Below are 15,493 nucleotides of genomic sequence, written 5' to 3' on the forward strand. Positions count from 1 at the left end.
ATGGGGATTTCCGATGGTGTCGCGGTGGTGGGGATGTCCTGCCGGCTTCCGGGGGCGCCCGATCCGGCCGCCTTCTGGCGGCTGCTGCGGACCGGCACCGACGCCGTGACCCCGGTGCCCGCCGGGCGGGTGGATCCGGGCCTGGGCCGCGGTGGTTTCCTGGATCGGGTGGGGGACTTCGATCCGGCGTTCTTCGGGATTTCCCCGCGCGAAGCGGCGGCGATGGATCCGCAACAGCGGCTGATGCTGGAACTCGGCTGGGAAGCGCTCGAGGACGCGGGCCTGCTACCGGGCGGGAACACCGGCGTTTTCGTCGGCGCGATCCGTGAGGACTACCCGGATCTACGGCGTCCGGACGACATCAGCGCACATTCCATGACCGGCGTGCAGCGCGGCATGATCGCCAACCGCGTTTCCTACGCCTTGGGGCTGCGCGGTCCCAGCTTCGTGATCGACGCGGCGCAGTCCTCCTCGCTGGTCGCCGTGCACACGGCCTGCGCGAGCCTCCTGGCGAACGAGTGCACGGTGGCGCTGGCCGGCGGCGTCACCCTCAACCTGAGCGCGGACAGCGCCCTGACCGCCGTGCGGTTCGGCGGGCTTTCCCCCGATGGCCGGTGCCAGGTGTTCGACGCGCGCGCCAACGGTTACGTCCGCGGTGAGGGTGGCGCGCTCGTCGTTCTCAAGCGGCTGGCCGACGCCGTGGCCGACGGCGACCTGATCCACTGCGTGATCCGGGGCAGTGCCGTCACCAACGACGGCGGCGGCCGGAGCCTGACCGCGCCGGAGCGGGCCGCGCAGGAGGACTGCCTCCGGTTGGCCTACGCGCGGGCCGGCGTCGACCCCGCCGACGTGCGGTACGTGGAACTGCACGGCACCGGCACCAAGCTCGGCGATCCGATCGAGGCTGCCGCGCTCGGCGCGGTTCTCGGCGAAGGCCGCGATGCCGGCCAGCCGCTGCTCGTGGGTTCGGTGAAGACCAACATCGGCCACCTGGAAGGCGCCGCGGGTGTCGCAGGGCTGCTCAAGACCGTGCTCAGCCTCGAGCACGGGGAGCTGCCGGCCAGCCTGCACTTCCGCACCCCGAACCCGGAGATCCCGTTGGACGCGTTGAAGATCCGCGTCCAGGACCGGCCGAGCGCCTGGCCGGGGGCCGGGCTGGCCGGGGTGAGCTCGTTCGGCATGGGCGGCACCAACTGCCACGTCGTGCTGGCGAAGTGGACCGGCACTTCGGCGCCACGCGGGTCGCGCGTCGCGCCGTGGGTGCTCTCGGCCAAGACCGGCCGGGCGTTGCAGGAGCAGGCTTCGCGGCTGCGGGAACACCTCGAGACGCACCCGGAACTGGACCTGGCGGCCGCGGCGCACTCCACGGCCACCACCCGGTCGGCCCTCGACCACCGCGCGGTGCTGGTCGCGCCGGACCGCGACCGCGTCCTGCCCGGGCTGACCGCTCTCGCCGAGGGCATGCCGTTCCCCGGGCTGATCACGGGCGTCGCGCGGCGCACGGGCAAGGTCGCCTTCGTCTTCCCCGGGCAAGGCACCCAATGGCCCGGCATGGCGGCGGCCTTGCTGGAATCGTCCCCGGTGTTCGCCGGCCGGATGCGGGACTGCGCCGACGCGCTCGCTCCGCACGTGGACTTCTCGCTCCTCGACGTGGTTCGCGGCGAAGTTCAGGACATCGAGGTCATCCAGCCGGCCCTGTTCGCGATGATGGTCTCGCTGGCCGCCCTGTGGCGGTCCTTCGGCATCGAGCCGGACGCCGTCGTCGGCCACTCGCAAGGGGAGATCGCGGCCGCGTGCGTGGCGGGCGCGTTGTCGCTCGAGGACGCGGCGAAGACCGTGGCCTTGCGCAGCCGGGCTTTCCGCGACCTGCTCGGCGAAGGGGCGATGGCCGCGGTGACCCTGCCGGAGCGGGAAGTCGCCGGCCGGGTGACCGACGGCCTGTGGATCTCCGCCGTGAACGGACCGGAGTCGACCGTGGTCGGCGGCGACGTCGCGGCGGTGGCGGAGTTCGTCGCCGCCTGCGAACGCGACGGCGTCCGGGTCCGGCGGGTCCCCGTCCGGCACGCGTCGCATTCGCCGATGATGGCGCCCCTGCGTGAACCGCTCCTCGCGGCCCTGCACGACATCCGGCCGGTGGCCACGGACGTCACGTTCGTCTCGACGGTGACCGGCGGCGTGCTGGCCGGGTCCGAGCTAGACGCGGCGTACTGGTACCGGAACCTCTCGCAGCGGGTCGAGTTCGAGCGCGCGACCCGCTCGCTGACCGCGCTGGGCTGCGACATCTTCGTCGAGTCCAGCCCGCACCCCGTGCTCACCCATCCGGTGCAGCAGGTCGCCGAGGACGCGCTGGTGGTCGGCTCGCTGTGCCGGCACGCGGGCGGGCTCGAGGAGATCCTGGCTTCGGCCGGCCGGCTCCACGTGCGCGGGAAGGCGCCGGACTGGGGACAGGCGTTCGACGGCGGCCGGGTCCGGCTGCCGACCTACCCGTTCCAACGCGCTCGGTACTGGCTCGACGAGACCGCGCCCGAACCCGAGGTGCGCGAGGCGCCCCGGGACGTGCTGGGCCTCGTGCGGGCGCACACCTCAGCGGTGCTGGGACATCCGACGCCGGAGGCCGTCGCGGTGGACGCCACCTTCCGGGAACTCGGGATCGACTCCCACCTCGCGGTCGAGCTGCGCGACCGGCTCGCCGCGGCCACCGGCGAGGCCCTGTCCGTCACGGTCCTGTTCGACCACCCCACCTGCGCCGACCTGGCGGCCCACCTGACGGGTGACCGCGGCGAGAACGTGCCCGCGGTCCGGTCGGCGGCGGACGACGATCCGGTTGTCGTGGTGGGGATGGCGTGCCGGTTCCCGGGTGGGGTCGCGTCGCCGGAGGACCTCTGGGACGTCGTGGCCGAGGGCCGGGACGTGGTGTCCTCGGTCCCGGTGGACCGGGGCTGGGGCACCGGAACCGGCGGGTTCCTCGACGACGTCGCCGGGTTCGACGCGGACTTCTTCGGGATCTCGCCGCGCGAGGCACTGGGCATGGACCCGCAGCAGCGGCTGGTCCTGGAGTGCTCCTGGGAGGCGTTGGAGCGGGCCGGGGTCGACCCGTCGACGGTGCGGGGCAGCGATCTCGGCGTCTTCGTCGGGGTGATGGGCGGCGACGGCGCCGGGGTCACCGGCCGGGCGGCGAGCGTCGTGTCCGGGCGGGTCGCGTACGTCCTCGGGTCCGAAGGCCCGGCGCTGTCGGTGGACACGGCTTGCTCGTCGTCGCTGGTGGCGCTGCACCTCGCGGCCAGGTCCGTGCGCGACGGCGAGTGTTCGATGGCGCTGGCCGGCGGGGTGACCGTGCTGTCGTCGCCGGAGCTGTTCGAGGAGTTCGCCCGCAACGGCGGCTTGGCGGCCGACGGCCGCTGCAAGGCGTTCGCGGACGCCGCCGACGGCACCGGCTGGGCCGAAGGCGTGGGACTCGTCGTGGTGGAGCGGCTTTCCGCCGCCCGCCGCCACGGCCACCGGGTGCTGGCGGTGCTCCGGGGGAGCGCGGTCAACCAGGACGGCGCGTCCAACGGGCTGACCGCGCCCAGCGGTCGCGCGCAGCGGCGGGTGATCCGGCAGGCCCTGGTCAACGCGGGTCTGGGTGCGGCCGATGTCGACGTCGTGGAGGCGCACGGAACCGGGACCCGGCTCGGCGATCCGATCGAAGCTCAGGCGGTGCTGGCGACGTACGGCCAGAACCGGACCCAGCCGGTGCTGCTGGGGTCGGTGAAGTCGAACATCGGGCACACGCAGGCGGCCGCGGGCGTGGCCGGGGTGGTGAAGATGATCCTGGCACTGCAGCGTGGTGTGGTGCCGGCGACTCTGCACCTCGACCGGCCGTCGTCCTTTGTGGACTGGGCGGCGGGCGCGGTCGAGCTGCCGGGGGAGCGGGTGGCGTGGCCCGAGGTGGGCCGGCCGCGGCGGGCGGCCGTGTCGTCCTTCGGGGTCAGCGGGACGAACGCGCACGTCATCATCGAGCAGGCGCCGGTCGTCGAGGTCGCCGACCGGCCGGACGGCGGTCTGGTGCCGTGGGTGGTGTCCGCCCGGTCGGATGGTGCTCTGCGGGAGCAGATCCGGCGGCTGTCCGAGTGGCCGGGGGCGGCGGTCGATGTCGGCTATTCGCTGGTGACCGGTCGTGCTGCCTTCGAACACCGTGCGGTGCTCCTGGGTGATCGGGTGGTCGACGGCGTCGCGGAGCCGGTGGCGAAGACGGTGTTCGTCTTCCCGGGCCAGGGTTCGCAGTGGGTCGGGATGGCGGCGGAGCTGTGGGATTCGTCGCCGGTGTTCGCGGAGTGGATGGATCGGTGTGCGGCGGCGCTGGCGCCGCTCGATTTGCGGGCCGCGCTGGACAGTGACCGGGTCGAGGTGGTTCAGCCCGCGTTGTGGGCGGTGATGGTGTCACTGGCCGGGTTGTGGCGGTCGTTCGGTGTCGAACCCGATGCGGTGGTGGGCCATTCGCAGGGTGAGATCGCGGCGGCTTGCGTTGCGGGTGCGTTGTCCCTCGAGGACGGCGCGAAGGTCGTGGTGGAGCGCAGCCGGCTCATCGCGGAGAAGCTTTCCGGTCTGGGTGCGATGGCGTCGGTGACATTGCCCGAAGGCCACGTGCTGGACGACCGGTTGTCGGTGGCGGTGGTGAACGGCCCGGCTTCCGTGGTGGTGTCCGGGGACCCCGGCGCGATCGACGAGCTTCTCCGGAGCGTTCCCGGTAAGCGGATCGCGGTGGACTACGCGTCGCATTCGGCTCAGGTGGAGTCGGTGCGCGATGAGCTTCTCGCGGCGCTGGGCGGAATCACGCCGAGCCGGCCGGCGATCCCGTTCCGTTCGACAGTGTGCGACGAGGCGACCTTCGACGCGGAGTACTGGTATCAGAACCTTCGCCGGACTGTGCGGTTCGAGCAGGCCGTCGAGTCGTTGGGTGACGGTGTGTTCCTGGAGATGAGCCCGCACCCGGTGCTCACCATGCACCTCCCCGGCACCGCGGTTGGCTCACTGCGCCGCGGCGAAGGCGGGCTCGAGCGTTTCTTGACGTCGCTGGCCGAGGCGTACGTGCAGGGCGTCGAGGTCGACTGGATGCCGTTGCTCGCGGACGGCCGGCTGGCCGACCTGCCGACGTACCCCTTCCAGCACCGCCAGTACTGGCTCGACGCCCGGCCGGCGACCGGGGCGGGACACCCGATCCTGGCGACCACGGTCGAGCTGGCCGACGGCGCCGGATCGCTGTCCACCGGCCGGATCTCGCTGCGTGCGCACCCCTGGCTCGCCGACCACGTCGTGGCGGGCACGGTCTTGTTCCCCGGCACCGGCTTCCTCGAACTGGCCGGCCACGCGGGCGCCGGGCTCGTGCGGGAGCTGACGGTCGAGGCGCCTCTCGAACTGTCCACAAAGGACTTCGTGGATGTGCAGGTACTGGTGGGTGCGGTCGACGACACCGGGTGCCGGCCGGTGAGCGTGCACGCGCGGCCGGCCGGCGACCCCGAGTGGCACCGGCACGCGAGCGGATCGCTGGCCGCGACCGAGCCGCCGACCGGGTTCGGCTCGGCGGTGTGGCCGCCGGAAGGGGCGATCCCCCGGGAAGTCCGGTACGACTTGCTGGCGGAGACCGGTTTCGAGTACGGGCCCTCGTTCCGGGGACTGCGTGCGGTCTGGCAGCGCGGCGAGGAACTGTTCGCCGAAGTCGACCTCCTCCCCGAGCCGGACGGGTTCGCCCTGCATCCGGCGTTGCTCGACGCGGCACTCCACCCGCTGCTGCTCGACGGCGGTGGCCTGCGGGTGCCGTTCGCGTGGGCCGGAGTGCGTTACGTGGCAACGGAGGCGACCACGCTGCGCGTCCGGCTGACCCCGGCCGGGGAAAGCGCCTTCGCCGTCACCTTGACCGACCCCGACGGCAAGCCCGTGGCCACGATCGAATCCTTGACGCTCCGCCCGGTGGGCCAGGCTCGCCGCACTTTGTACGAAGTGGACTGGACGCCCGCGCCCTTCGCCGGAAAATTGGCGATCACCACCGTTTTCGAGTGCCCACAACCGGACCAGGCCCTGGGGTCGGCGGTCCGCGAGGTGCTGGCGCAGGTCCTCGACGTGACCCGGGACTGGCTGGCGAACGAGCACACGCCGGACGAGCGCCTCGTCCTCGTGACCCGGAACGCGACGGCCACCGACCCGAACCTCCTCCACGCCCCGGTGTGGGGACTGGTCCGCTCGGCGCAGGCCGAGCACCCCGGCCGGTTCGTCCTCGCCGACCTGGACGACTCCGGCTCGCTGCCGGACGTCGTCGGGCTGGACGAACCGCAGCTGGCCGTCCGCGGCAACGCGGTCCTCGTGCCGAGGCTCCGCAAGCTGACCGCCGAGCCCGGTCCCGCGCTGCGCGGGACGGTGCTGGTGACCGGCGCGACCGGGACGCTGGGTCGCTTGCTGGCCCGGCACCTCGTGACCGCGCACGACGTCCGGCGGTTGCTGCTGGTGAGCCGCACCGCGACGCCCGGGCTGGGCACCGAGCTGGGGGTCGCGGTGGACGTGGTCGCCTGCGACCTCGCCGATCGCGCCCAGGTGGCCCGGCTGCTCGCGGACAACCCGGTCGACGCCGTCGTCCACGCGGCGGGCGTCCTCGACGACGGCCTGGTCGAGTCGCTGACCCCGGAGCGCCTGGACGCGGTGCTCGCACCGAAGGTCGACGCCGCCTGGCACCTGCACGACCTGACGAAGGACGTGTCCCAGTTCGTGCTCTTCTCGTCGATGGCCGGCGTCATCGGCACGGCCGGGCAGGGCAACTACGCGGCCGCGAACGCGTTCCTGGACGCCTTGGCGGCCCACCGGAAGGCCCGCGGCCTGCCCGCGGTGTCGATGGCCTGGGGGCTGTGGGCCGAGCAGAGCGGCCTGACCAGCGGCGTCGGCGAACTGGAACGCCGGCGGCTGACGCGCGACGGAATGGCCCCGCTGCCCACCACGCAGGCACTGGACCTGTTCGACGCCGCCCTGGGCGCCGACCGCGCCGCGGTGGTCGCGACCAGGATCGATCCGCGCGCCCTGCGCGCGGACGTCACCCTGTGGCGCGAGCTGGCCAAGCCCGCGACGGCGGACCGCGGCCGGGCGCTCGCGGACCTCCCCGAGACCGAGCGGTACCAGGCCGCGCTCGACCTGGTCCGCACCCACGCGGCCGCGGTCCTGGGGCACCCGTCGGCGGCCGCGATGGCCCATGGCCGTCCGTTCCGGGAGCTGGGCTTCGACTCGCTGACCGGCGTCGAGCTGCGGAACCGGCTCGCGGCGGCCTGCGGCATCGCACTGCCCAGCACGCTGATCTTCGACTGCCCGACACCGGAAGCGATCGCCGACCGGCTGCTGGAACGCGCGCCGGACGACAAGCCCGCGGAGCGCCGGGTGTCCGATGAAGACCCGGTCGTGCTCGTGGGGATGGCGTGCCGGTTCCCGGGTGGGGTGGCTTCGCCGGAGGACCTGTGGGACGTGGTGGCCGGCGGCCGGGACGTCGTGTCGTCGTTCCCGGTGGATCGGGGCTGGGGGACCGGCTTCGGCGGGTTCGTCGACGACGTGGCGGGGTTCGACGCGGAGTTCTTCGGGATCTCGCCCCGGGAAGCCCTGGGCATGGACCCCCAGCAGCGGCTGGTCCTGGAGTGCTCCTGGGAGGCGCTGGAACGGGCGGGGGTCGACCCGTCGTCCGTGCGGGGCACCGATCTCGGCGTCTTCGTCGGCGCGATGCGCGGCGACTACCGGACCGACGGCGACTACGGCTTGACGGGTGGCGCCGGCAGCGTGGTGTCCGGCCGGGTGGCGTACGTGCTGGGGACCGAGGGCCCGGCCATCTCGGTCGACACGGCGTGCTCGTCGTCACTGGTCGCCCTGCACTTGGCGGCCGAATCGGTCCGGCGGGGCGAGAGCACGATGGCGCTGGCCGGCGGGGTGACCGCGATGTCGTCGCCGGTGCTGTTCGAGGAGTTCGCCCGGCAGGGCGGCCTGGCCGCGGACGGGCGGTGCAAGTCGTTCGCCGGCGCCGCCGACGGCACCGGCTGGGCCGAGGGCGTGGGTCTGGTCGTCGTGGAACGGCTGTCGGACGCGACTCGCCACGGGCACCGGGTGCTGGCGGTCCTGCGGGGCAGCGCGGTCAACCAGGACGGCGCCTCCAACGGGCTGACCGCACCGCACGGACCGAGCCAGCAGTCGGTGATCCGGCAGGCCCTGGCGAACGCCGGTCTCCGGCCGTCCGAAGTGGACGTCGTCGAAGGCCACGGTACCGGGACCCGGCTCGGTGACCCGATCGAGGCGCAGGCCGTGCTGGCGACCTACGGCCAGGATCGGACCGAACCGTTGTGGCTGGGGTCGGTGAAGTCCAACATCGGCCACACCCAGGCCGCGTCCGGGATGGCCGGGCTGATGAAGATGGTGCTGGCGATGCGGCACGGCGTCGTCCCGTCCACCTTGCACGTGGACGAGCCGTCGCCGGTCGTGGACTGGGCTTCGGGCGCGGTGACGCTGGCGCGGGAGCCGGTGGCGTGGCCCGAGGCGGACCGGCCGCGACGGGCCGGAGTGTCGTCCTTCGGGGTCAGCGGGACGAACGCGCACGTCATCATCGAGCAGGGACCGGCTCCCGAGGTGAGCGATCGGCCGGATCGCGAGCTGGTGCCGTGGGTGGTGTCCGCGCGGTCGGAGGTCGCGTTGCGGGAGCAGGTTTCCCGGTTGCGGATGCATCCCGGGCCTGCCGTCGACGTCGGCTATTCGCTGGTGCGTGGTCGTGCCGCCTTCGACCACCGCGCGGTGGTGCTGGGGGACCGGACCGTCGAAGGGGCGGTTCGGCCCCCGGGAAAGACGGTGTTCGTCTTTCCCGGCCAGGGGTCGCAGTGGGCGGGGATGGCGGCGGAGCTGTGGGATTCGTCGCCGGTGTTCGCCGGGTGGATGGATCGGTGTGCGGCGGCGCTGGCGCCGCTCGATTTGCGGGCCGCGCTGGACAGTGACCGGGTCGAGGTGGTGCAGCCCGCGTTGTGGGCGGTGATGGTGTCACTGGCCGGGTTGTGGCGGTCGTTCGGCGTCGAGCCGGACGCGGTGGTGGGCCATTCGCAGGGTGAGATCGCCGCGGCTTGCGTCGCGGGAGCACTGTCGCTTGAGGACGGTGCCCGGGTCGTGGTCACCCGCAGCCGGCTCATCGCCGAGAAACTCGCCGGCCTGGGTGCGATGGCGTCGGTCACGCTTCCCGAAGGCCACGTCCTGGACGACCGGTTGTCGGTGGCGGTGGTGAACAGCCCGGCTTCCGTGGTGATGTCCGGGGACCCCGAGGCCATCGACGAGCTTCTGCGGACCGTTCCCGGCAAGCGGATCGCGGTGGACTACGCGTCGCACTCGGTGCACGTGGAGTCGGTGCGCGCCGAGCTGCTGGCGGAGCTGGATGAGATCACCCCGAATCCGCCGGCGATCCCGTTCTGTTCCACCGTGTTCGACACGGCGGCTTTCGACGCGGAGTACTGGTATCAGAACCTTCGCCGGACGGTGCGGTTCGAGCGGGCCGTCGAGTCGCTGGGCGATGCGGTGTTCCTGGAGATGAGCCCCCACCCGGTGCTCACCATGCATCTCCCCGGCACCGCGGTCGGCTCACTGCGCCGCGGCGAAGGCGGGCTTGAGCGGTTCCTGACGTCGCTGGCCGAGGCGTACGTGCAGGGCGTCGAGGTCGACTGGATGCCGTTGCTCGGAGACGGCCGGCTGGTGGACCTGCCCACCTACGCTTTCCAGCACCAGCGCTACTGGCACCGCACCGAAGTATCCACAATGGACGACTGGCGCTACCGGATCGCGTGGCGGCAGCTGCCCGAGACGCAGCAGGCCCTGACCGGACACTGGCTCGCCGTCGTGCCCGACGGCGGCACCGCGGACCTGGGCCCGAACGTGGAAGCCGTCGCGTTGAGCCGGCTTTCCGAGCGCCTTGACGAGGCCGTCGGAGTGCTCTCGTTCCTCGCGGTGGACGACACCCTGGAGCTGGTCCGCCTGCTGGAGGACAGCGACGCGCCGCTGTGGCTGGTGACGTCCGGCGCCGTCGCGGCGGCACCGGGAGACGTCGTGCGCCGACCGGACCAGGCACAGCTCTGGGGCCTCGGGCTGACGATCGGGCTCGAACACCCCGGACGCCGGGGCGGCCTGATCGACCTGCCCGAGGACGTCGACGACCGGGTCCTCGGCAGGCTGGCCGCCGCGCTCGACGGCGACGAGGACCAGGTCGCGGTCCGCGCCGGCGGGACCTACGCGCGACGCCTCGTGCGCGCCCCGCGCACCCGGCCGGGGCGCGTCTGGCGGCCGCGGGGCACCGTGCTGGTCACCGGGGGAACCGGCGGACTCGGCGCGCACGTCGCCCGGTGGCTGATCCGGAACGACGCCGAGCGCGTCGTGCTGGCCGGACGCCGCGGTCCCGACACCCCCGGCGCGGCCGAGCTCGCGGCCGAACTGGGCGACAAGGTCACCTTCGCCGCTTGTGACGTGGCCGACCGCGACGCCGTCCGGGACCTGCTCGCGTCACTGCCGGACCTGACGGCCGTCGTGCACGCGGCCGGCGTCGGCCAGCACAGCACACCGGTGACCGAGATCGACGACGCCGCCGAGGTGATGCGGGCGAAGGTCGCCGGCGCGGCGAACCTCGACGCCCTGCTGGACCACGCCACCCTGGACGCGTTCGTGCTGTTCTCGTCCGGCGCGGGCGTGTGGGGTGGCGGCGGGCAAGGCGCCTACGCGGCGGCGAACGCCTACCTCGACGCGCTCGCCGGGCAGCGCCGGGCCGCGGGTGGCAACGCCACCTCGATCGCCTGGGGCACCTGGGCGGGCGACGGCATGACGAGAGACGGCGTCGGCGACCGGTTCCGCCGGCTCGGACTGTCCGAAATGGACCCGCAGATGGCGGTGCGCGCGCTCCGGGAGCTCGACGAACCCGGCCTGGTCGTCGCCGACATCGACTGGACGGTCTTCGGTCCCGCCTACTCCGTCGCGCGCAAGCGTCCCCTGCTGGCCGAGGTCTTCGAAGAGCCCGAAGCCCCGCGTCCGGTCGTCGGCGACGCTCTTCCGCTGGTCCGCGCGCAGGTGGCGGCCGTGCTGGGGATGGACTCCGGGGACGCGGTCGACGTGCGACGTGCGTTCCGGGAGCTGGGCTTCGACTCGGTCACGGCCGTCGAACTGCGCAACCGGCTGAACCACGCGACCGGCTCGAACCTGCCGCCGACGGTTGTGTTCGACCACCCGAACTGCGCCGCGCTCGCCGCCTACCTGACCGGGTCCGCGCCGGAACCGGCGCCGGCGGCCACGCCCACCGGCGAGCCGATCGCGATCGTGGCGATGAGCTGCCGGTTCCCCGGCGGGGTCACCTCACCCGAGGACCTGTGGCGGCTGGTCGCCGACGGGACCGACGCGATCGCCGAGTTCCCGGCCGACCGCGGCTGGACCGGGTCCGGCAGCGGCGGGTTCCTCTACGACGCCGCCGAGTTCGACGCGGGCTTCTTCGGCATCTCGCCGCGCGAGGCGACCGCGATGGACCCGCAGCAGCGGCTGATGCTGGAGTGCTCGTGGGAGGCCTTCGAGCGGGCGGGCATCGATCCGGCGTCGGTGCGCGGCAGCCGGACCGGGGTGTTCGTCGGCGCGCTCGCCCAGGACTACGGCCCGCGGATGCACCAGGCGCCGGCGGACTTCGCCGGGTACCTGGCCACCGGCAGCACGGGCAGCGTGCTCTCGGGCCGGATCGCCTACACCTTCGGGCTGGAGGGCCAGGCGCTGACCATCGACACCGGCTGCTCGTCGGCGCTGGTGGCGTTGCACAACGCGTGCCAGGCGCTGCGGCAGGGCGAGTGCTCGATGGCGCTCGTCGGTGGTGTCACGGTGATGGCCGGTCCCGGCGCGTTCGCGGAGTTCGAACGGCTGGGCGGGATCGCCGCCGACGGGCGCTGCAAGCCGTTCGCGGACGCCGCCGACGGCACCGGCTGGAGCGAAGGCGCGGGCATGCTGCTCGTCGAGCCGCTGTCCGCGGCCGAACGCAACGGCCACCCCGTGCTGGCGGTGATCCGCGGCAGCGCGGTCAACCAGGACGGCGCGTCCAACGGGCTGACCGCGCCCAGCGGATCCGCGCAACAGCGCGTGATCCGGCAGGCCCTGGTCAACGCGGGTCTGGTTTCCGCCGACGTGGACGTCGTGGAGGCGCACGGCACCGGGACCCGGCTGGGTGACCCGATCGAGGCGCAGGCCGTGCTGGCGACGTACGGGCAGGACCGGACCGAACCGGTGTTGCTGGGTTCGGTGAAGTCCAACATCGGGCACACGCAGGCGGCCGCGGGCGTGGCCGGGGTGCTGAAGATGGTGCTGGCGATGCGGCACGGCGTGGTACCGGCGAGCCTGCACATCGACCGGCCGTCGTCCTTTGTGGACTGGACGGCCGGCTCGGTGTCGTTGGCCACGGAGCAGGTGAGCTGGCCCGCGGCGGACCGGCCGCGACGCGCGGGTGTCTCGGCCTTCGGGGTCGGCGGCACCAACGCCCACGTGATCATCGAACAGGGACCGCCGGCCGAGGTCGCCGACCGGCCGGGCGGCGGGCTGGTGCCGTGGGTGGTGTCCGCTCATTCCGCGGACGCGTTGCGGGAACAGATCCGGCGGCTGCCCGAGTGTCCGGGGACGGCGGTCGACGTCGGCTATTCGCTGGCGCGTCGTGCCGCCTTCGACCATCGCGCGGTGCTGGTGGCGGAGCGGACCGTCGAGGGAGTTGTCCGGCCTTCGGGGAAGACGGTGTTCGTCTTCCCGGGCCAGGGTTCGCAGTGGGTCGGGATGGCGGCGGAGCTGTGGGACTCGTCGCCGGTGTTCGCGGAGTGGATGGACCGCTGCGCCGCCGCGCTGGCGCCGCTCGATTTGCGGGCCGCGCTGAACAGCGAACGTGTCGAAGTCGTTCAGCCCGCGTTGTGGGCGGTGATGGTGTCGTTGGCCGGGTTGTGGCGGTCGTTCGGGGTCGAGCCGGACGCGGTGGTGGGGCACTCGCAAGGGGAGATCGCGGCCGCCTGTGTGGCCGGTGCATTGTCCCTTGAGGACGGTGCGAAGGTCGTGGCGGAGCGCAGCCGGCTCATCGCGGAGCGGCTTTCGGGCCGGGGTGCGATGGCGTCGGTGACGCTTCCGAAGGGGCACGTGCTCGACGCCCGGTTGTCGGTGGCGGTGGTGAACGGGCCGGCTTCCGTGGTGGTGTCCGGGGATCCTGACGCCATCGACGAGCTGCTGCGGGCTGTTCCGGGCAAGCGGATCGCGGTCGACTACGCGTCGCATTCGGTGCACGTGGAGTCCGTGCGGGACGAGCTGCTCGTGGCGCTGGACGGGATCACGCCGAGCCGGCCGACGATCCCGTTCTGCTCCACCGTCTTCGACACCGCGACCTTCGACGCCGAGTACTGGTACCAGAACCTCCGCCGGACCGTGCGGTTCGAGCAGGCCGTGCAGTCCCTGGGCGATGCCGTGTTCCTGGAGATGAGCCCGCACCCGGTGCTGACCACGCACATCGAGGGTACCGCCATCGGCTCACTGCGCCGCGGAGAGGGCGGGCTCGAGCGGTTCCTGACGTCGCTGGCCGAGGCGTATGTGCAGGGCGTCGAGGTCGACTGGACGCCCGTCCTCGACGGCGGCCGGCTGGTGGACCTGCCCACGTACCCCTTCCAGCGGCAGCGTTACTGGCTGAACGCCGACGACACGGACGCGAGCCTGCACGATCACCCGTTCGTCAGCACGGTGACCACATTGGCGGACTCGGCCACGACGGTGTTCACCGGCCGGCTCGACCCCGACCGGCTGCCCTGGCTCGCCGAGCACGCCGTCGGGGACACGGTCCTGCTGCCCGGCACGGCCTTCCTCGACCTCGCGCTGTGGGCCGGCGACCAGGTCGGTGCCCCGGCGGTGGCCGACCTGACGCTCGAGTCCCCGTTGGCGGTGCCGGGCTCCGTCACGATCCAGCTCACGGTCGACGGCCCCGACCAGTCCGGGCACCGGCCCGTGCGAGTGTACTCCCAAGCGGAGGACGCCTCCTGGACGAGGCACGCCTCCGGTGTCCTCACCGCCGAGACCCACGCGTCCGGCGAACCGGTACCGTGGCCGCCCGCGGACGCGGAACCCCTCGACCTGCCCGAGCTGTACGACAAGCTGGCCGGGCTCGGCTACCGCTACGGACCTGCGTTCGGCGGCCTGCGGTCGGCGTTCCGGGCCGGCACGGACCTCTACGCCGAAGTGGCGCTTCCCGAGCGGCTCCGGCCGGAAGCACGCCGGTTCCGGCTGCACCCCGCGCTGCTCGACGCGGCGCTGCACGTCCTCGGGGCCGACCGGACCAAGCCGGCCCTGCCGTTCTCGTGGAGCGGGGTCACGCTCACCGCGCCCGGCGCGTCGGCGCTCCGGGTCAGGATCTCGGTGCGGGACAACGACATCGTCTCGATGCGGCTCTCCGACGACCGTGGCCACGACGTCGCCCGGGTGGACGCGCTGGCGCTGCGCTCGCCCACCCCGCACGACCGGCTGTTCCGGGTGGACTGGAGCCCCGCTCCCGAAGGAGCGCCGGAAGGATCGCACACGGTCGTCACGGACCTGGCCGGACTGCGGGACGTCCCCGCGACCGTCTTCCTGGAGTACCCCGGCGAAACCGTGCGGGAAGCCACCGCCGGGATGCTGGCGGTGCTGCAGGAATGGCTGGCCGACGGCCGGTTCGCCGCCTCGCGGCTGGCGATCGTGACCCGGGGCGCCGAACTCGCCTGCGCGGCGGTTCAGGGCCTGGTGCGGTCGGCCTGCTCGGAGCACCCGGACCGGTTCGCCCTCGTCGACCTGCGCGACGGCGACCTCCCGGCGCACGCGGTCCTGGCGGCGCTGGCCGCCGGGGAGACGGAGTGCGAAGTCCGGGACGGGACCGTCCGGGTTCCCCGGTTGACCCGGGTGACCGGAGAACCCGGGACCGCCGTCTGGGACACGACGGGCACGGTGCTGATCACCGGCGGCACCGGGGTCCTGGGCGGGCTGGTGGCCCGGCACCTCGTCGCCGGGCACGGCGTCCGCAGCCTGGTCCTGGTCAGCCGGCAGGGGCACGCTCCCGATCTGGTGGCGGACCTCGAGGCCGCGGGGGCGTTGGTGACGGTGGCCGCCTGCGACGTCTCCGATCGGGACGCGCTCGCTCGCGTGCTCGCCGGGGTACCGGCCGAGTTCCCGCTGCGAGGTGTGGTGCACGCCGCCGGCGTCGTGGCCGACGGCGTCATCGGTTCCCTGACTCCGGACGCGGTCGACGCCGTCCTGGCACCGAAGGCCGACGCGGCCTGGCACTTGCACGAACTGACGAAGGACCTCTCGCAGTTCGTGCTGTTCTCCTCGGCGGCCGGCGTGTTCGGCACTCCGGGACAGGGCAACTACGCGGCCGCGAACGGGTTCCTGGACGCGCTGGCGCGCCACCGCCGGGCCGCCGGACTGCCCGCGGTTTCCTTGGCGTGGGGGATGTGGGAACCGC

1 protein-coding gene (only partly in view) is annotated in these 15,493 nt (G+C 73.2%); it reads left to right on the forward strand.

The features are described 5' to 3' along the window. A protein-coding gene (locus tag ACERZO_RS18820; RefSeq protein WP_372665979.1) for an SDR family NAD(P)-dependent oxidoreductase crosses the window boundary here: on the forward strand, positions 1-15,493 show its 5' portion. Its footprint extends 707 nt past the window's final position; 15,493 of the gene's 16,200 nt are visible here — the first part of the coding sequence; it begins with the start codon at positions 1-3; its stop codon lies beyond the right edge, outside the window.

Origin of the sequence: Amycolatopsis kentuckyensis (assembly GCF_041679295.1) — a bacterium.
GTDB lineage: Bacteria > Actinomycetota > Actinomycetes > Mycobacteriales > Pseudonocardiaceae > Amycolatopsis > Amycolatopsis kentuckyensis_A.